Here is an 18724-nt window from a genome sequence, read left to right on the forward strand (position 1 = left end):
ACGGTCGGCTCCTCCTGGGGAGTCGGGCTTCACACAACGTGCGGCTTCTGGCAGGGGGTTGGGGTCGTGCCGGGCCCGGGTGTGCGCACACCGTGGGGCCGTCTCCGCGGAGAGGTGACGCAGACATTAAGAGGACTAGACCAAAGCGTCAATAGGTCTGGACCAATCTGGTGCAGGGGAAGCGTCGCGTCGTGCCGGGGGTGCGCCGGGGGCGGTCGGCGCGTCGTGATCCGCCCCCTCCTGTGAGTCACTCCACAGGGCCTCACCCGGATGGCCGCGGGAAGCCATGGCACACTGGGCCTGTATCAGCAGCAGCGCACTCCGGGGTCGGTGTAATTCCGAACCGGCGGTTACAGTCCGCGACCCGGCCGCATCCAGTGGCCGGTTGACCAGGTGAAATTCCTGGACCGACGGTGAAAGTCCGGATGGGAGGCAGTGCGCGGCGGGCGACCCCTCCAGGGGCGCGCCGTCGTCTGCCGGTGGCCGGGCGCACCCCGGAAACCGGTCGGCGCCGTGGCGGCGTACCCCCTTCGTGAGGCGTGGTCCCGCTCTCGCTCCTGTCGTCATCGACAGGCCCCGGAGTCCGTGCCCGACGAGGCAGGAGGACCCGGTGGCCACAGCGGCCGACACGACCGCCATGCGCCGAGCCATCGCGCTCGCCGCCCGCGGACTCGGCTACACCAGCCCCAACCCGGTCGTCGGGTGCGTCGTCCTCGACGCCTCGGGACACGAGGTCGGCGCCGGGTACCACGAGCGCGCGGGCGGCCCCCACGCCGAGGTGCACGCCCTGCGCCAGGCCGGGGTCCTCGCCCGGGGCGGCACCGCGTACGTCACCCTCGAACCCTGCAACCACACCGGCCGCACCGGCCCCTGCGCCCAGGCGCTCGTCGAGGCGGGCGTCACCCGTGTGGTCTACGCCGTCGCCGACCCGGACCCGCGGGCCAGGGGCGGCGCCGACACGCTGCGCCAGGCCGGAATCCAGGTCGAGGGCGGGCTCCTCGCCGACGAGGCCGAGGCGGGCAACGCCGCCTGGCTCACCTCCGTACGCCTCGGCCGCCCCCACGTCCGCTGGAAGTACGCCGCCACCCTCGACGGCCGCGTCGCCGCCGCCGACGGCACCAGCCGCTGGATCACCTCGCCCGAGGCCCGCGCCGACGTGCACCGGCTGCGCGCCGAGGCGGACGCCGTCGTCGTCGGCTCCGGCACCGCCCGTGCCGACGACCCGCACCTCGCCGTACGCGGCGTCGACGGCGCCCGCCAGCCGCTGCGCGTCGTCGTGGACACCGGGGCGACCGCCGTCAAGCCCGGCGCCCGCGTCCTGGACGACGCCGCGCCGACCCTGGTCGCCGTCGCCGACGACGCCGCCGCCGACCACCTCGACGGCGCCGAGGTCGTACGCCTCCCCAGGGCCGCCGACGGGCGCGGCCTCGCCGTACCGGCCCTGCTCGCGGCCCTGCACGAGCGGGGCGTCCGCTCCGTACTTCTCGAAGGCGGCCCCACCCTCGCGGGGGCCTTCGCCGCCGAACGCGCCGTGGACGAGGTCGTCGGCTACCTCGCCCCCGTCCTCCTCGGCGCCGGCCCCGCCGCGCTCGGCGACGCCGGGATCACCACCATCGCCGACGCCCTGCGGCTGAGCGTCACCGACACCGCCCGCGTCGGCCCCGACCTGCGCGTCACCGCCCGCCCCGCCCCCCTCCCCACCACCAAGGAGACGTGAGTGTTCACCGGAATCGTCGAAGAACTGGGCGAGGTCACCGCCGTCGAGACACTCGACGACGCCTCCCGCTTCCGCCTGCGCGGCCCCGTGGTCACCCAGGGCGCGAAGCACGGCGACTCGATCGCCGTCAACGGAGTCTGCCTCACGGTCGTGGAGCACGAGGGCGACGAGTTCACCGCCGACGTCATGGCCGAGACCCTCAAGCGCTCCAGCCTCGGCGCGCTCACCGTCGGCTCCCGCGTCAACCTTGAGCGGCCCATGGTCGCCGACGGCCGCTTCGGCGGGCACATCGTCCAGGGCCACGTCGACGGCACCGGCACCATCGTCGGGCGCACGCCCTCCGAGAACTGGGAGATCGTCAGGATCTCCCTCCCGGCCGAACTCGCCCGCTACGTGGTCGAAAAGGGCTCCATCACCGTGGACGGCGTCAGCCTCACCGTCGTGGAGGCGGGCGCCGACCACTTCACCGTCAGCCTCATCCCCACCACGCTCGCCCTCACCACCCTCGGCCACAAGCAGCCCGGCGACCCCGTCAACCTCGAAGTGGACGTCATCGCCAAGTACGTCGAGCGTCTCCTCGGCACCCGGGAGGTCACCCGATGAACGCCCTGTCCTGGCTGAACGGAGAGGCGTTCACCGCCTTCGGCCAGCGCATCATCTGGTCCGACATGATCGGCAACACGATCGGTCTCGCCGCCCTCGCGCTCGGCTGGCGCCGCTCCATCCTCACCTGGCCCGCCCAGCTGCTCTCCGGCCTGATCCTCGTCGCCGCCTACGCCTCCGCCCAGCTCGGCGGCGGCGTCGGCAAGCAGCTGCTGGTGATCGCGGTCGCCGTGTGGGGCTGGCGCCAGTGGCACCTCGGCCGGGGCCAGGCGCAGGACGGCACCATCGCCGTCCGCTTCGCCACCTGGAAGGAGCGCGGCCTCCTCCTGGCCGGCGCCGTCCTCGGCACGCTCGCCGTCGGCGGGCTGTTCACCCTGTACCCGTCGCTGTCGTGGAGCCCGTGGGCCGACGCGTACATCTTCGTCGGCACGCTCGTCGCGATGGTCGCCCAGGCCCGCGGCATGGTCGAGTTCTGGTTCGCCTGGCTCCTGGTGGACATCGTGGGCGTCCCGCTCGCCTTCAGCAGCGGCCTCGCCTTCTCCGGGCTCGTCTACGTCGTCTACTTCGCCCTCGTCCTGTGGGGTATGCGCGACTGGTGGCTCCGTACGCGCACCCCCGCCCAGGCACTGGAAGGAGCCCCGGCATGACCACCGCACCCGGACTGCGCCTGTGGGACGCCGCCGACCTCACCCTCGACCCCGTCGAGCAGGCCATCCGCGACATCGCCGCGGGCCGGCCGGTCGTGGTCGTGGACGACGAGGACCGCGAGAACGAGGGCGACCTCGTCGTGGCCGCCGAGATGGCCACCCCCGAGATCGTCGCGTTCATGATGAGCGAGTGCCGCGGCCTCATCTGCGCCCCCATGGAGGGCGAGGAGCTGGACCGGCTCGGCCTGCCGCAGATGGTCGAGGACAACACCGAGTCGATGAAGACGGCCTTCACGGTCTCCGTCGACGCGGCCCCCGCCCACGGCGTCACCACCGGCATCTCCGCCGCCGACCGCGCCACCACCCTCCAGCTCCTGGCGAGCGGCACCGCCGAGCCGTCGGACCTCGTCCGCCCCGGCCACGTCTTCCCGCTGCGTGCCCGGCCCGGCGGTGTCCTCGCCCGCGACGGCCACACCGAGGCCGCCGTGGACCTGGCCCGCCTCGCGGGCCTCCGCCCGGCCGGTGCCATCGTGGAGATCGCCGGTGAGGACGGCGTCATGCTGCGCCTGCCCGAGCTGGTTCCCTTCGCCCGCAAGCACGGACTGACGATCATCTCCATCGAGGACCTGATCGCCTACCGCCGCGGCACGGCCCCCGCCGCGTCCGCCGGCCTTGCCGCGTCCGCCGGCCTTGCCGCGCCCGCCGACCCTGCCGCGTCCGCCGTGCTCCACCAGACCGTGGCCGCCTCCGCCCCGGCCGTCCGCCGCGAGGCCGAGGTGCGGCTCCCGACCGCGCACGGCGACTTCACCGCGTACGGCTACCGCTCCACCGCCGACGGCGTGGAACACGTCGCGCTCGTCCACGGCGACCTCGGCGACGGCGACGACGTCCTCGTCCGCGTCCACTCCGAGTGCCTCACCGGCGACGTCTTCCACTCCCTGCGCTGCGACTGCGGTCCCCAGCTGCACGCCGCCATGGACCGCATCACCGAGGCCGGGCGCGGCGTCGTCGTCTACCTGCGCGGCCACGAGGGCCGCGGCATCGGCCTGCTGTCCAAGCTCCGCGCGTACGAACTCCAGGAGCGCGGCCGCGACACCCTCGACGCCAACCTGGAGCTCGGCCTGCCCGCCGACGCCCGCGACTACGCCGCCGGCGCCCGGATGCTCGCCGACCTCGGCGTCCGCAGCGTCCGGCTGCTCACCAACAACCCGGAGAAGACCGCCGCCCTCGCCCGTCACGGCCTCACCGTGACCGGCCGGGAACCCATGCCCGTCCAGGCCGGCGAGCACAACGTCCGGTACCTGCGGACCAAGCGCGACCGCATGGGCCACGACCTGCCCTGGCTGGACGGCCTCGACGGCCCGGCCGACGTGTCCCCCTGCGTCACCCAGTAGCACCACCGCCGTACGATCCGGCGACACGAGCACCACTGCATCACCGGGCACCACGAAGCACCCGCACCACCCAGCACAAGAGCATCACCAGGCACACACCACCACCTGAGGAGAAACGTGAGCGGCAAGGGCGCACCCGAACTGACCGTCAAGAACTGTGGAGACCTCCGCGTCGCCGTCGTCGCCGCCCAGTGGCACGAGAAGGTCATGGACGGCCTGGTCGACGGCGCCCTGCGCGCCCTGCACGAGCTGGGCATCGACGAGCCCACCCTGCTGCGCGTCCCCGGCAGCTTCGAGCTGCCCGTCGTCGCCAAGGTCCTCGCGGGCCGCGGCTACGACGCGGTGGTCGCCCTCGGCGTCGTCATCCGAGGCGGCACACCCCACTTCGACTACGTGTGCCAGGGCGTCACCCAGGGCCTCGTCCAGGTCTCCGTGGACACGGGCGTCCCCGTCGGCTTCGGCGTCCTCACCTGCGACACGGAGGAGCAGGCCCTCGACCGCGCCGGTCTGGAGGGCTCGAACGAGGACAAGGGACACGAAGCGGTCACCGCCGCCGTCGCCACCGCCATGACCCTGCGCACCGTCAGCGAACCCTGGCGCTGAGCGAGCCCCCCGGACCCCGTACTCTGGAGGGCATCATGGCGAACAAAACCTTCGAAGACCTCTTCGCCGAGCTCCAGCTCAAGGCCAAGACCGGCGACCCCGCCACCTCCCGCACCGCCGAGCTGGTGGACAAGGGCGTCCATGCCATCGGCAAGAAGATCGTCGAGGAGGCCGCCGAAGTGTGGATGGCCGCCGAGTACGAGGGCCGGGACGCCGCCGCCGAGGAGATCTCGCAGCTGCTGTACCACGTCCAGGTGATGATGGTCGCGCGCGGGATCTCCCTCGACGACGTCTACGCCCACCTCTGATCCGCCCCCGCCCCGCACGAACCACTCCGAGCAAAGGAAGCCCGTCCCATGCTGCGCATCGCCGTCCCCAACAAGGGTTCACTGTCCGGACCTGCGTCGGCGATGCTCCATGAGGCCGGCTACAAGCAGCGCAAGGAGTCCAAGGAGCTCGTCCTGGTGGACCCGGACAACGAGGTGGAGTTCTTCTACCTCCGCCCCCGGGACATCGCCATCTACGTCAGCTCCGGCAAGCTCGACATCGGCATCACCGGCCGCGATCTGCTGCTGGACTCCGGCGCCAACGCCGAGGAGATCCTGGAGCTCGGCTTCGCCCGCTCCACCTTCCGCTACGCGACCCGCCCCGGCACCGCGAGCGGCCCCGCCGACTTCCACGGCATGACGATCGCCACCTCCTACGAGGGCATCGTCGCCAAGCACCTCGCCGACCAGGGCATCGACGCCTCGGTCGTCCACCTGGACGGCGCCGTCGAGACCGCCATCCAGCTCGGCGTGGCCCAGGTCATCGCCGACGTCGTGGAGACCGGCACCTCCCTGCGCAACGCCGGCCTGGAGGTCATCGGCGAGCCGATCCTCACCTCCGAGGCCGTCGTCGTCCGCCGCACAGGCGCGCCCACCGACGACCCCGAGGTGCAGCGGTTCCTCCGCCGCCTCCAGGGCGTCCTCGTCGCCCGCAGCTACGTGATGATGGACTACGACTGCCGCGCCGAGCACCTGGAGCAGGCCGTCGCCCTCACCCCCGGCCTGGAGTCCCCGACGATCTCCCCGCTGCACAACGAGGGCTGGGTCGCCGTCCGCGCCATGGTCCCCGCCAGGGACGCCCAGCGCATCATGGACGACCTGTACGCCCTCGGCGCCCGGGCCATCCTCACCACCGAGATCCACGCCTGCCGCCTCTGAGCCGGAAGCAGAACGCCCCGCCATGTCCGACGCGCCCAGCGAAGCACCCGCCCTCCCCGTGACCTTCCGGCCGCGGCGCACCCGCGCCGTGCTGCTCACCACGGGGGCGGCGATGTTCATCGTCATCACCGCGGTCGCCCTGATACTGGAGCGCCTCCACCCGGGCGAGCGGATGAGCTTCGTCCTCACGGCCGCGCTCTTCTACGGCGTGCTCATCCTGCTGAGCCGCCCGAAGGTCGTGGCCGACCAGGACGGCGTCACCGTCGTCAACCTGACCCGCAGCCGCCGCCTCGCCTGGCCGGAGATCCTCCGCGTCAACCTGCGCGTCGGCGACCCGTGGGTGTTCCTCGACCTCAGCGACGGCACCAGCCTGCCCGCCCTCGGCATCCAGCCCGGCATCGGCAAGGCGCAGGCCATCCGCGACGCGCGGGCCCTGCGCGCCCTCGCCGAGGCCCGCGGCACCGGCGCCGAGCACCGCTGACGGTCCTCCGTCCGGCCCGCGCCCCCCCTGCGGGGGCCGGGCCGCCGTGATTACTCTTGTCGCGGCGGCGCCCGGTGCGCCCCGCCCCCGGCGACGGCAGCGACCTGTCCCGCGGGGCACCTGCGACCCGAGGAGTGACTCCCTCCGGCAATGGACGGATCGTCCTGTAGTACCCACGCCGCCCCCCGCACATCAGAGGAGGCGGCGGCATGACCCTCTCGCTCTCCCTCCTCCTGCTCGGCGCGGCCTTCGTCCTGATCCTCGCCAACGGCTTCTTCGTCGCCGCCGAGTTCGGCCTCGTGACCGTGGAGCGGGCCGACGCCGAACGTGCCGCGTCGGACGGCGACCGGCGCGCCCGTACGGTCGTGAAGGCCCTGCGGGAGCTGTCGTTCCAGCTCTCCGGCACCCAGCTCGGCATCACCCTCACCTCCCTCGTCGTCGGCATGCTCGCGCAGCCCGCGCTGGCCCGGCTGCTGAGCGGCCCGCTCACGGCGACCGGACTGCCCGAGGGCGCCGTGTCCGTCACGGCCGTGGTCGTCGGCATGCTCGCCGCGTCCGCCCTCCAGATGGTCGTCGGCGAACTCGTCCCGAAGAACTGGGCGGTGTCCCGGCCGCTCCAGGTGGCCCGGTTCGTCGCCGGTCCGCAGTACGCGTTCGCGGCGGTCTTCCGGCCCGTGATCGCCCTGCTGAACGCCGTCGCCAACCGGCTCGTACGCCTCATGGGCGTGGAGCCCACCGAGGAGCTGGCGTCCGCCCGCACCCCCGGCGAACTGGTCGCGCTCGCACGGCACTCCGCCCGCGCGGGCGCCCTCGAACAGGACACCGCCGACCTCTTCGTACGGACCCTGTCGCTCGGCGGGCTCACCGCGCAGCACGTGATGACGCCCCGCGTGAAGGTCTGCGCCCTGCGCGCCGACGCGACCGCCGCCGACGTCCTCAACCTCACCCGGGCGACGGGCCTGTCCCGCTTCCCCGTGTACCGCGACCGCATCGACGAGATCGTCGGCATGGTCCACCTCAAGGACGCCCTCGCGGTGCCCGCGCCCGACCGGCTGCGCACGCCCGTCGGCCGGATCGCCGTGCCGCCCCTCCTCGTCCCCGAGACACTGCCCGCGCAGACGCTGCTGGAGCGGCTCCGCAGCGAGCAGCCCATCGCCGTCGTCGTGGACGAGTACGGCGGCACGGCCGGGGTGGTCACCCTGGAGGACATCGTGGAGGAGCTGGTCGGCGAGGTCCGCGACGAGCACGACGCGCACAGGGACGACGAGCCCCGGCTCGCCGTCGTCGCCCCCGAGGACGGCCGCCCCGCCTGGGAGGCGGACGGCGGCTGCCGCGTCCACGAACTGAAGCGGATAGGGCTGGAGGTCCCCGAGGGCCCGTACGAGACGGTCGCCGGGCTCGTCGCCGACCTGCTGGGCCGCATCCCCGCGCCCGGCGACCGCGCCGAACTGCCCGGCTGGCGGCTGCTGGTCCGCCAGGTGGACCGCTACCGCGCCGAGCGCGTCCGGCTGGTCCGCACCGCCGACCTGGCGGAGGCCGCCCGGTGAGCGCCCTCCAACTCCTGTTCGCCGCCGTGCTGGTGCTCGCGAACGGCTTCTTCGTCGGCGCCGAGTTCGCCCTCGTCTCCGTCCGCCGCAGCCAGATCGAGCAGATCGGCACCCGGCGCGCCCGCACGGTCCTGTACGGCCTGGAGAACCTTCCGCAGATGATGGCCGCCGCCCAGTTCGGCATCACCGTCTGCTCGCTCACCCTCGGCGCGGTCGCCGAGCCGACCGTGGCCCGGCTCCTGGAGCCGGTGTTCCACGCCGTGCGCCTGCCCGAGGGCCTCGTCCACCCGCTCGGGTACGTCATCGCGCTCGCCGTGGTCGTCTTCCTGCACCTGGTGGTGGGGGAGATGGTCCCGAAGAACCTGGCGATGGCCGCGCCCGAGCGGACCGCGCTGTGGCTGAGCCCCGCCCTGGTCGGCTTCGCCCGGCTGTGCCGCCCGGTCACCGCGGCGTTCGGTGCCTGCTCCGCCGCCGTGCTGCGGGCCTTCGGGGTGGAGCCGAAGGACGAGGTGGAGGCCGTCTTCACCAGCGAGCAGCTCAACCGCCTCGTCGAGGACGCCGGGCAGGCCGGACTGCTCGACCCGGCCGAGCGGGAGCGGCTGGAGGACGCCCTGGAACTGGGCACGCGGCCCGTGCGGGACGTGATGATCCCGCGTACGGCCGTGATCACCGTCCCGCCGTCGGTCACGCCCGCCCAGCTGGAGGCGCTCACCGTGCGCACCGGCTACTCGCGGTTCCCCGTCCGGGTGGACGGCGGCGCGTTCCTCGGCTTCCTGCACGTCAAGGACGTACTGGACCTGGAGGACCCGGGCCGGGCCGTGCCGCAGCACGTGTGGCGTCCGATGGCCACGCTGCGGGCCGAACTGCCGCTGGACGACGCGCTGACCGTGATGCGCCGCGCGGCGACGCACCTGGCGCAGGTCGCCGACGCGTCGGGGCGGGTGCTGGGCCTGGTCGCGCTGGAGGACGTCCTGGAGACGCTGGTCGGGGAGGTACGGGACCCGGCGCACCGCGTCCGCGCCCCGGGGCAGCGCCCGGCACCGGAGCCGCGCCCGACGTCGGCGGCGGACGCCCTCCCGGCGTGACGGCCCTCCCGGCGTGACCGGCCGCCTCGCGTGACCGCCGTGCCGGTTCAGTACGCCGGGGGCGGGGGGTCCTGCGGGCCTCGGCTGCTGGGGCCGCGGCCCGACAGGACCTCCCCGTACGCCTGCATCAGGTCCGGCAGCCGCAGCGTCGCCAGGTCCTCCCGCGTCGGCGTCCCGGGGTACCCGGAGAGCCGCAGGTCCCGGTAGGCGCAGGACTTCTCGTACAGCGTCCGCAGGAACCGGCCGTTGCCCAGCTCGTCGATCCAGCCCTGCTCCACGACGTGGCCGCTGATGGACCGCAGCTCGTCCAGCGCCTCCTCGTCCCACATGTCGCCGTCGGCCGCCGCAAGCACCTTCCCGATCTCGGTGAGCTCCTGCGGCCGGTACGACGGGAAGTCCACCCGCGTCGTGAACCGCGACGACAGCCCCGGGTTGGCGGAGAGCAGCCGGTCCATGCCCTCCGGGTAGCCCGCGAGGATCACCACCAGGTGGTCCCGGTTGTCCTCGGCGCGCTTCAGCAGCACCTGGAGCGCCTCGTCACCGTACGCGTCGCCCTTGCTGTAGCCCGAGTTGGACAGCGAGTACGCCTCGTCCACGAACAGGACGCCGCCGAGCGCCGAGTCGATCAGCTCGTTGGCCTTGACCGCCGTCTGGCCCAGGAACTCCCCGACGAGGTCGGCGCGCTGGGCCTCCACCAGATGGTCGCCGCCGAGCAGCCCCAGCGCGTAGAACACCCGGCCGAGGATGCGCGCGACGGTGGTCTTCCCCGTACCGGACGGGCCGGAGAACACGAAGTGCCGCTTCGGCGGCTGTACGGGAAGCCCCTGACCCGCCCGTAACCGGGCCATCTCCAGCTGCGCCGACAACGCTTTGACCTGCCGCTTCACCGGGTCCAGTCCGACCATCCGCTCCAGCTCGGCCAGCGCCTGGGCCAGCAGCGCCGGGTCCGTCGGGCTCGCCGGGAACGGCGGCGCCGCGGGACGCCCCACTACGGGCCCGGCCGCCTTCTCCCGCGCCCCGCCCGGCGGCACGGGCTGTGCGGGCGGCGCCCCGGGGACCGGGCCTCCCCGCCCCGTGCCCGGCCCGGCCTGCTGCGGGATGCCCGGCCCCGGCGGGTCCGGCTCGGGCCCGGGGTCCAGCAGGTCGGCGCCCGGCCCGCCGTCCGCCCCGCCCCCCAGGCCGGCGCCGCCCGCGAGGGACACCGCCGCGAGGCCCGCCGTCTCCTCCGGGGTGCCGTCGAAGCCGTCGTACTCGGCGATGGCCGCGAGCCGCGCCGCCGTGTCCATGAACGCCGGGTCCACCCGGTGCACCGCCCGGTACAGCGGCAGCGCCGCGGCGGTGCGACCCGTCCCCTCGTGCGCCCGGGCCAGCCAGTAGCGCAGCTCCTTGCGCTGGGGCTGCTCGCTGCGGCACCGCATGAGCGCCGCCGACAGCAGCGGCTCCGCCTGCCCGTACATCTCCAGGCGCACCCGGGCCATGCCGCCGAAAAGTCCGGCCTCGATGCCGAGCAGCGGGTCGTCCACGAGCGGCTCGGTGTGCCGCACGAGCTGGTCCCAGTCCTTGACGAGGTACGCCCGGCAGGCGTGCAGGAAGCGCACCTGCGGGTCGGCGTCCACCGGCGGCAGCCCCGCGAGCGCCCGGTCCAGCTCCGGGACGTGCCGCCCGTCCAGCCAGTGGGAGGCGTGGGCCAGCAGCAGGTCGCGGGGGCTCTCCAGCACCGGCTGCACCCACCAGCCCAGCCAGTACCAGGAGTTGAGCGTCCGGCGGTGGCGCCGCCGCTGCTCGCCGAACCGGTCGCGGTGGTGGTACATGCGCAGCAGCGCGGTCGTCGTGTCCACGCGCAGGGCGTGCAGCCCGAGCCAGGCGTCGGCCATGCCCGGGTCGATCCGCACGGCGGCGCGGAACTCCTCCTCGGCCTGGGGATACGCGCCCATCGTGTAGGCGTCCACCCCGCGCAGCCAGGCGAGCTCGGCCGGAGCCTGCGTGCCGATGTCCATCGGGTCCCCCCACAACACGTGTCCCCGGAGCCGTCCGGCCGGGCGGGCGCCCACCGGGGGCCTTCCGAACCGCCTTCTCGTGGACGGGTTTTGACCGCACCGGGAGGCATCGTACCCGTGGGCGGGGGGCGGGACTAAGGGCGCGACCAGCGCTCGGGGGGCGTTCACGGGCGCGCTGACGAAGGTCACCGAGGGTGAGCGTGGAGCGGCCGCGCCGAGGGTGAGCACGGTGAATGAGGGCAGAACGAAGCCCCCGATCACGGGGGAACAACCGGGGGCTTCGCGTCTGCGGCGACTCCGAAAAGCCGCACATTGAGAACGTAAGACCTGTACGGCTCCTCGGTCAAGCGAAGTTGAGGCAGTCTGAGCGGCTGATTTCCGACAGCTCGGGGAGGCCCTTGAGCGCCGTCACCCTGTGTGACGAATCGGCTTCGAATCGACGGCCGGAAGGCGCCTCGGCAGCCACAGATAGCCCCCGGGACACTCCCGTATCAGGATGTCGGCGAAGGGCAGGGAGGGGTCATGGGCGAAATGGCGGGTCTCCGCCACTGTCCATCCGTCCCAGAAGGCGGACTGCGCCGGTCCGTCGCGACGGCGCCCGCGCCGCCAGGAGTCCTCGGCGCCGCGCTCCATCCACAGCAGCCGCGCCAGGTGGGGCCGCAGCGCGCGGCGCCCCGCCCCCACGCCCTCGACCAGGACGACCGGCGCGGCGGGCAGCCGCCGCGCGGGCCCGAACCGGCGGGCGTTCCAGTCGTACGGGCGGTACTCCGCGACCTCGCCGCGCGCGAACGGGTCGAGGACCTGCGCGCGCAGCCGGCCGGTCCAGGCGAACAGCTCGTCGTGCGAGGCGAGGTCGTCGAGGTGGAGGACCGGTGCCCCGCCGAGGGCCCGAGCGAGCCGCGCGGCGAACGTCGATTTGCCCGACCCGGCGTGCCCGTCCACCGCGACGAGCCGCACGGTCCCGCAGGACGGCGGAAGCCCCCGCAGCAGCGCGGCGAGCCCTCCGAGGTCCCCGCCACCGGTGCCTTCACCCTCACGGCCACCGCGCGCCGCCTGGCCACCGGGTCCGCCGCACGCCGCCTGGCGACCGCGTCCGCCCTGGCCACCGCGCGCCGCCCGTTCGGCAGGGCCCGGCCGGAGGGCGGGGCCGCCCTCCTCGACGGGGTCGGGCTGCTCCGTGGCGTCGGGCTGCTCGGCGGGGTCGGGTGCGGCTTCGGGCATGCCGCCACCCTACGACGCGCCCCATCTCCGCCCCCGGGGGCGGCTGCTCGGGGGACGTGGCCGCGGATTGCCTGGCGGAGCGGGGGTTCGCCAGCGATAGTGGGCGCGCCGCCCCGTTTCCCGTGGTCACTACGCCCGGGAGGCGGCCGGACCCGACACCCGAACAGGGGGAACGCCCTCATGCCCGAACCCACCTCGCGCAGGACCGTGCTCGCCGCCGCCCTCGCCACGGCCTCCGCCACCGCCGCCACCGTCGCGGCCCCCGCCGCCTCCGCGGCCGCCGGCCCCGCCACCGCCCCGAACCCGGCCCCCGGCACCGCCGCCGCCCCCGCCGGTCCCGGTGCGGGCGGCGGCGCGGCGGAGCCCCCGGCCGAGGCGGTGGTCGAGAACCGCTTCTGGACGTCCTTCGCCGACTGGTGCTCCGGCACCGCCGACGGCGTCCGCGTCGTCGCGGGCCCCCGCCCCGGCATCGCCATCGGCACCCCCGCAGGGCAGGCCGCGTACACCGACCCGCACACCGGCACGACCGCCCGCTGGGAGTACGCCACCTGGATCTCCCCCCGCCACACGACGGCCGCCCCCGCGACCGAGCTGATCGCCTCCTGGAACGCCGACACACCCACCGGGACCTGGATCACGGTCGAGCTGTCCGTCGGCTACCCGGACGGCACCGACTCGCCCTGGTACGTGATGGCCCGCTGGGCGGCGGGCGACGGCGACATCCGCCGCGCCACGAAGGACGGCCAGGGCGACGGCCGGACCAGCGTCTGGACGGACACCGTCGCGGTGGACGACCCGGCGAACGGGCCGCACCCCACCTCGTACCGGCTCCGCGTCACCCTGCACCGGGCGCCCGGCGGGGACCGCACGCCGACCGTGTGGCGGCTGGGCGCCATGGCCTCCGCCGTACCCGACCGCTTCACCGTCCCCGCCGCCGAGCACCGCGTCACCCGCGAGCTGATCGTGCCGCGCTACTCGCAGAACACCCACATCGGCCAGTACCCGGAGTACGACAACGGCGGCGAGGCGTGGTGCAGCCCCACGTCCTCGCAGATGATCATCGAGTACTGGGGCCGTCGCCCCACCGCCCGCCAGCTGGCCTGGGTGAACCCCGAGTACGCCGACCCGCAGGTCTGCCACGCCGCCCGCTTCACGTACGACTTCCAGTACGAGGGCTGCGGCAACTGGCCCTTCAACGCCGCCTACGCCGCCACCTACGACGACATGAACGCCGTCGTGACCCGGCTGCGCTCGCTCACCGACCTGGAGACGCTGATCGCGGCGGGCATTCCCGTGATCACCTCCCAGTCCTTCCTGGAGGGCGAGCTGACGGGAGCCGGGTACGGCACCGCGGGCCACCTGATGACCGTGATCGGCTTCACCGCCGAAGGCGACGTGATCGCCAACGACCCGGCCTCCCCGACCAACCAGGCCGTCCGCCGCGTCTACCGGCGCCGCGAGTGGGAGAACATCTGGCTGCGCACCAAGCGCCACAACGCCTCGGGCAAGGTCGTCTCCGGCACGGGCGGCGTCTGCTACCTGTACTGGCCCGCCGAGGCCACGCCCGCCCAGCGCCACGCGCTGCGGTCGCTCGGCCTGCTGTGAGCATGTGCGGCCCCACGGCCGTCCCGCCGACCTGACGGCCATGACCGTGGGCCCCGCGGGGAACGGAGCCCCCTCACCCGGGGGCGGTTCACCTCCGCGCGGCAGTCGGCGGCGGACACGCCCGGAACGCCCGAAGGCGGCACCCCTCCAGGGGTGCCGCCTTTCGCCGCGTACGGCCGTGTCGGGAAAGCGTGTCAGTGTGAGACGACCGGCTCCCGCGGCTGCGGCGTGGTGTCCTCGTCCGGCGCACCCCAGCATTCCACCTCGCCGCGCAGGCCCGGGACCTGGTCCTTGCGGAAGACCGGGTCGAGGCCCTGGCGGCGCTGGGCCAGGTAGTCGTCGAGGAGGCGGAAGGCGACCGCGCCGAGGGGGACGATCGCGATCAGGTTGACCAGGACCATCGCGCCCATCGTGACGTCCGCGAGGCTCCAGACCAGCGGGACGGAGCCGATCGCGCCGAGGACGGCGCAGGCGACGACCACCGCGCGGTAAGAGCTCATCACGCTCTTGCTGCGGGTGATGAACTGGATGTTGGACTCGCCGTAGTAGTAGTTACCGATCATGGAGCTGAAGGCGACCATGAAGATCACCAGGGTCAGCAGGTGACCGGCCCAGTCGCCGAGCGCGCCGGTGAAGGCCGACTGCGTGACGTCCGCGCCGCCACGCTCACCGAGGGTCGGGTTGGCGGAGAGGATCACGAAGGCGGTCATGGTGCAGATGACCAGGGTGTCGAAGTAGACGCCGAGGGTCTGGACCAGGCCCTGCTTGACCGGGTGCGTGGTCTCCGCGGCCGCGGCGGCGTTCGGGGCGGAACCCATGCCGGCCTCGTTGGAGAACATGCCGCGCCGCACGCCCTGCAGGATCGCCGTACCCACGGCGCCGCCAGCGACCTCGCGGAAGCCGAAGGCACCGCCGATGATGTCACCGAGCATGCCCGGCACGTTGCCGAGGTTGAGGAGCACGATGACCAGGCCGACCAGCAGGTAGAGCGCGGCCATGACCGGGATGATGACCTTGGTGACGGCCGTCAGGCGCTTCACGCCGAAGAACACCGCGAGAGCGAGCAGCACGGCCAGCACGAGGCCCAGGACGGGGTTGAACCAGGAGGCGTCCGATCCGAAGGAGCCCTTCGCCGCCACCGTGATCGTGTTGGACTGCACCGCGGTCAGCACGAACCCGAACGTCAGCGTGATCAGGACGGCGAAGACCACGCCGAGCCACCGCATTCCGAGCGCCTTCTGCATGTAGTAGGCCGGGCCGCCCCGGTACGTACCGGGCTCGGTGTCGCGCACCTTGTACAGCTGGGCCAGGACCGACTCGACGAACGCCGAGGCACCGCCGACCAGGGCCATCATCCACATCCAGAAGACGGCTCCGGGGCCGCCCATGGTGATCGCGGTGGCCACGCCGGCGATGTTGCCGGTGCCGATCCGCGCGGCGGCGGAGATGGTGAAGGCGCCGAAGGGGCTGACGCCGGACTGCGGCTTGTCCTTGAAGACCCGGAACATCTCCGGGATCAGGCGGATCTGCACGCCTTTGGAGCGCAGCGTGAACCAGACGCCGACGACGGCGACCAGCGGAATCAGTAGATAGGTCCAGAAGACGTCGTTGAGTTCGACGACCCAGGTTTCCAGCGTGCTCATGCGGATGCTTCCCGGTTCCTTGTGAGTCGGGGAATCGGCCCGGTCTCCGCGTGCGTACAGGTCGTGCACGAAGCGCCGGACGGTCGGGCCGGACGAAGCGGAGGGGGACACTCCACAATCGCCAGGACTCTAGGCCGGGGTGGCTGCCCCTGCCTATGGTTCCTCAAAGTGGTCTATCTCACAGGGGTCCGACATGTACGGGGGACCGCCTGCCGGGGCTCTCCATGTCGGGGGACGGGAGCGGCCCGCTCCCGCGCCACCGCCGCCGGTGGACATCAGGGCGACTCCGGGTGGCGTTCGGGTGACCACGGAGTGTCGTCGTCAAGAACCCGGAATGGGTCGATGGTCCGGATAGCGCGCACTTCTGGTCGATTATCGAACGATCGGATCGTGCCATCCCGCGTGCTTGATCGATCAAGAGCCGCCTGTTCTCGGGCTCCGAATACATGGACTGCGGGATTTTCTCGCCATTGATGTGACACGCGCGGTTGCCGAAAAGCGTTCGGTCGAACTGTGCGTCGGCGGTGCGCTCGGCAGACTCGCGCTCGCCGTTCCGACACGACCTGCCGGGCCGGCGAAACCCTCGAATCGAGCGTAAGGACGCACATCATGCGGAACACCGCGCGCTGGGCAACGGCTCTGGGACTGGCGGCCACCGCCGTGCTCGGTCCCCTCACCGGGGCCGCCACCGCGGCCCCCGGGACTTCGTCCCTGGTGCTGACCGCCAGGTACGGAGCCCTCTCCCCCCTCCCCGCCGACGCCATCGGCCCGCAGGTGCGTGAGGTCACCCTGACCTGCTCGCCCGCCGTCTCCGGCACCCACCCGGACGCCAAGTCGGCCTGTGCCGAACTGCGCCGCGTGGATGGCGACCTCGACGCCCTGCAGGCCACTCCGGGCGTGATGTGCCCGATGTACTTCGACCCCGTCGTCGTCACCGTCACCGGGGTCTGGGAGGGCCGGAGCGTCTCCTACGAACGCACTTTCGGCAACCAGTGCGTGAAGAACACCTACGGCAGCGTCTTCGCGTTCTGACAGGAGGCCACAGGGAGGGGCGGACGCGGCGCGGCCGTCCGCCCCTCCCCGACGGGGACTGGCCCGGACAATCCCCTCGGGTGTCCGGGCCGGTCCCGACGGGGCCTCCACCTGCTCCTCACGTGGGTGATCGGCGAGGCTCCGTACAGCTGACACGCGTAGCGGCCGGGGGTGGGGCGGCGGGAGCGTGAGGAACGTCTCTCCCCACGAGAGGTTTGCCGCTGGCACTGTGGAGGGGCACGGGGGGAACCACCACAGCCGTACGACGACAGCGAGATGCCCATGACCGCGAACGCCGCCGCCGCCCCTCTCCTCCGCGCCCGCACCGGAGGCCCCAAGGACGACGGGCCGAACCCGCTCGAGCACGCCCTCGGCTGGGTTCTCGTCGTGGTCATCGCCATGTTCGTCACCCAGGCCGGCCTGCTCTGACCCACCCGGCGCCCCTCCCCGCCGGGAAGTGAACGAGCGTTATCGAAGGGTGTCTTTCCGCTGGTGACGGGAGCCATCCGATCGGGCATACTCGTGCCGCCACAGCCGCTGAACTGCCGTTTCCGTGATCCGGGACGGCAGCATCGGTGCAGCAGTGAGACCCGGCGGCGCCGCCCACACCCGTTCGCGCGCCCGCCGTAGCGCCCGACAGGGAGGAGAGCGCCCCCATGCCCGACCGCGCCCCGCAGCCGGTGGACCGCCAGCTGCCCACCGAGGAGTCCAGGGATCTGATCGCGCTGGTGCGCGACATCGTCCAGAGGGAGATCGCCCCCCGGGCGGCCGAGGAGGAAGCGGCCGGGCACTTCCCGCGCGAGGTCTTCGCCCTGCTCTCCGAGGCGGGCCTGCTGGGCCTGCCCTACGACTCCGCCGTCGGCGGCGGCGACCAGCCCTACGAGGTGTACCTCCAGGTCCTGGAGGAGCTGGCGGCCGCCCGCCTCACCGTCGGCCTCGGCGCCAGCGTCCACACTCTCGCCTGCCACGGCCTCGCCGGGTTCGGCACCAAGGAGCAGCAGACCGAGCACCTGCCCGCGATGCTCGGCGGCGGCCTCCTCGGCGGCTACTGCCTCTCCGAGCCCGCCTCCGGCTCCGACGCCGCCTCACTGCGCACCAAGGCCGTCCGCGACGGCGACGACTGGGTCATCACCGGCACCAAGGCGTGGATCACCCACGGCGGCGTCGCCGACTTCTACACGGTGATGGCCCGCACCGGCGTGGAGGGCCCGCGCGGCATCACGGCGTTCCTGGTCCCCGGCGACGCCGAGGGGCTCACCGCCGCCGTGCCCGAGAAGAAGATGGGCATGAAGGGCTCGCCCACGGCCCAGCTCCACTTCGACGGCGTCCGCGTCCCCGACTCCCGCCGCATCGGCGACGAGGGCCAGGGCTTCACGATCGCCCTGTCCGCCCTGGACTCCGGGCGCCTCGGCATCGCGGCGTGCGCCATCGGCGTCGCGCAGGCGGCGCTGGACGAGGCCGTCGCGTACGCGGGGGAGCGGCGCCAGTTCGGGCGGCCCATCGCGGACTTCCAGGGGCTGCGCTTCATGCTCGCCGACATGGCCACGCAGATCGAGGCGGGCCGCGCCCTGTACCTGGCGGCCGCCCGGCTGCGGGACGCGGGCAAGCCGTTCTCCCGGCAGGCGGCGATGGCGAAGCTGTTCTGCACGGACGCCGCGATGAAGGTGACCACCGACGCCGTCCAGGTGCTCGGCGGGTACGGCTACACGTCGGACTTCCCGGCGGAGCGGTACATGCGCGAGGCGAAGGTCCTCCAGATCGTCGAGGGCACCAACCAGATCCAGCGCATGGTCATCGCCCGCCACCTCGCGGGCCCCGAGAGCCGCTGACGCCGCCGCGGCGCCGGCGACGGCGCCGCCGTGAGTCCGGCCCGCTCCCCCTGGCGCCGTGCCCGCCGGGTGGATCTGCAGGCCTCCGGGCTGCTCCGGATGCGTGGGGTACGGA

17 protein-coding genes and 1 riboswitch are annotated in these 18724 nt (G+C 73.3%); of the genes, 14 read left to right on the forward strand and 3 right to left on the reverse strand.

The annotated features are described in order from the left end of the window. Window positions 1–312: 312 nt before the first annotated feature. Window positions 313–443, forward strand: a riboswitch (FMN riboswitch). A 167-nt stretch (window positions 444–610) separates the two neighbouring features. The 10 genes from ribD (at window position 611) to J116_RS24415 (ending at window position 9282) form a co-directional block, all read left to right on the forward strand. Then, window positions 611–1717 carry a bifunctional diaminohydroxyphosphoribosylaminopyrimidine deaminase/5-amino-6-(5-phosphoribosylamino)uracil reductase RibD gene (gene ribD, locus J116_RS24370; RefSeq protein ID WP_023589689.1) on the forward strand — a complete coding sequence of 369 codons (1107 nt, stop codon included), beginning with the start codon at window positions 611–613 and terminating at the stop codon, window positions 1715–1717. Continuing rightward, entirely contained in the window at window positions 1718–2320 is a 603-nt protein-coding gene (locus tag J116_RS24375) for a riboflavin synthase (RefSeq protein WP_023589690.1), read from the forward strand. Then, entirely contained in the window at window positions 2317–2967 is a 651-nt protein-coding gene (locus J116_RS24380) for a nicotinamide mononucleotide transporter family protein (protein WP_023589691.1), read from the forward strand. The genes J116_RS24375 and J116_RS24380 overlap by 4 nt, the downstream gene beginning before the upstream one ends. Next, a complete protein-coding gene (locus J116_RS24385; RefSeq protein WP_023589692.1) occupies window positions 2964–4361 on the forward strand; it encodes a bifunctional 3,4-dihydroxy-2-butanone-4-phosphate synthase/GTP cyclohydrolase II in 1398 nt (465 codons plus the stop codon). Before J116_RS24380 ends, J116_RS24385 begins: the two co-directional genes overlap by 4 nt. Window positions 4362–4478: 117 nt before the next feature. Next, window positions 4479–4964 carry a 6,7-dimethyl-8-ribityllumazine synthase gene (gene ribH / locus J116_RS24390; RefSeq protein WP_023589693.1) on the forward strand — a complete coding sequence of 162 codons (486 nt, stop codon included), beginning with the start codon at window positions 4479–4481 and terminating at the stop codon, window positions 4962–4964. Window positions 4965–4999: 35 nt separating this feature from the next. Next, the gene (locus tag J116_RS24395; RefSeq protein ID WP_023589694.1) at window positions 5000–5272 is read left to right on the forward strand and encodes a phosphoribosyl-ATP diphosphatase; all 273 of its coding nucleotides are present in this window, start codon (window positions 5000–5002) and stop codon (window positions 5270–5272) included. Between the two features lie 48 nt (window positions 5273–5320). Then, window positions 5321–6169, forward strand: a complete 849-nt coding sequence (hisG, locus tag J116_RS24400; protein WP_023589695.1) for an ATP phosphoribosyltransferase — start codon at window positions 5321–5323, stop codon at window positions 6167–6169. 22 nt (window positions 6170–6191) lie between these two features. Continuing rightward, on the forward strand, window positions 6192–6650 hold the full coding sequence (locus J116_RS24405) for a PH domain-containing protein (RefSeq protein ID WP_023589696.1): 459 nt from the start codon (window positions 6192–6194) through the stop codon (window positions 6648–6650). Window positions 6651–6859: 209 nt separating this feature from the next. Beyond that, a complete protein-coding gene (locus J116_RS24410; RefSeq protein WP_023589697.1) occupies window positions 6860–8197 on the forward strand; it encodes a hemolysin family protein in 1338 nt (445 codons plus the stop codon). Then, complete coding sequence (locus tag J116_RS24415; RefSeq protein WP_023589698.1) at window positions 8194–9282, forward strand: hemolysin family protein; 1089 nt, start codon at window positions 8194–8196, stop codon at window positions 9280–9282. The genes J116_RS24410 and J116_RS24415 overlap by 4 nt, the downstream gene beginning before the upstream one ends. A gap of 47 nt (window positions 9283–9329) precedes the next feature. Here the strand turns inward: J116_RS24415 and J116_RS24420 are convergent, their stop codons facing one another. Next, entirely contained in the window at window positions 9330–11279 is a 1950-nt protein-coding gene (locus J116_RS24420) for an AAA family ATPase (RefSeq protein ID WP_028964462.1), read from the reverse strand. Between the two features lie 408 nt (window positions 11280–11687). Further along, window positions 11688–12269 carry a uridine kinase family protein gene (locus tag J116_RS24425; protein ID WP_037948257.1) on the reverse strand — a complete coding sequence of 194 codons (582 nt, stop codon included), beginning with the start codon at window positions 12267–12269 and terminating at the stop codon, window positions 11688–11690. A 411-nt stretch (window positions 12270–12680) separates the two neighbouring features. Here J116_RS24425 and J116_RS24430 point away from each other — a divergent pair, with 411 nt between their 5' ends. Beyond that, complete coding sequence (locus tag J116_RS24430; RefSeq protein ID WP_023589701.1) at window positions 12681–14105, forward strand: peptidase C39 family protein; 1425 nt, start codon at window positions 12681–12683, stop codon at window positions 14103–14105. A 194-nt stretch (window positions 14106–14299) separates the two neighbouring features. Here the strand turns inward: J116_RS24430 and J116_RS24435 are convergent, their stop codons facing one another. Continuing rightward, a complete protein-coding gene (locus J116_RS24435) occupies window positions 14300–15748 on the reverse strand; it encodes an alanine/glycine:cation symporter family protein (RefSeq protein WP_023589702.1) in 1449 nt (482 codons plus the stop codon). Window positions 15749–16357: 609 nt separating this feature from the next. Between J116_RS24435 and J116_RS24440 the strand changes: the two genes are divergently transcribed. The 3 genes from J116_RS24440 (at window position 16358) to J116_RS24445 (ending at window position 18609) form a co-directional block, all read left to right on the forward strand. After that, window positions 16358–16780 (forward strand): subtilase-type protease inhibitor, encoded by a 423-nt coding sequence (locus J116_RS24440; protein ID WP_023589703.1) that lies wholly within the window; start codon window positions 16358–16360, stop codon window positions 16778–16780. A 282-nt stretch (window positions 16781–17062) separates the two neighbouring features. Beyond that, window positions 17063–17209 (forward strand): SCO1431 family membrane protein, encoded by a 147-nt coding sequence (locus tag J116_RS29585; protein WP_023589704.1) that lies wholly within the window; start codon window positions 17063–17065, stop codon window positions 17207–17209. Window positions 17210–17436: 227 nt separating this feature from the next. Beyond that, entirely contained in the window at window positions 17437–18609 is a 1173-nt protein-coding gene (locus J116_RS24445) for an acyl-CoA dehydrogenase family protein (RefSeq protein ID WP_023589705.1), read from the forward strand. The last annotated feature ends 115 nt before the right edge of the window (window positions 18610–18724 follow it).

Source organism: Streptomyces thermolilacinus SPC6 (assembly GCF_000478605.2).
Classification (GTDB): domain Bacteria; phylum Actinomycetota; class Actinomycetes; order Streptomycetales; family Streptomycetaceae; genus Streptomyces; species Streptomyces thermolilacinus.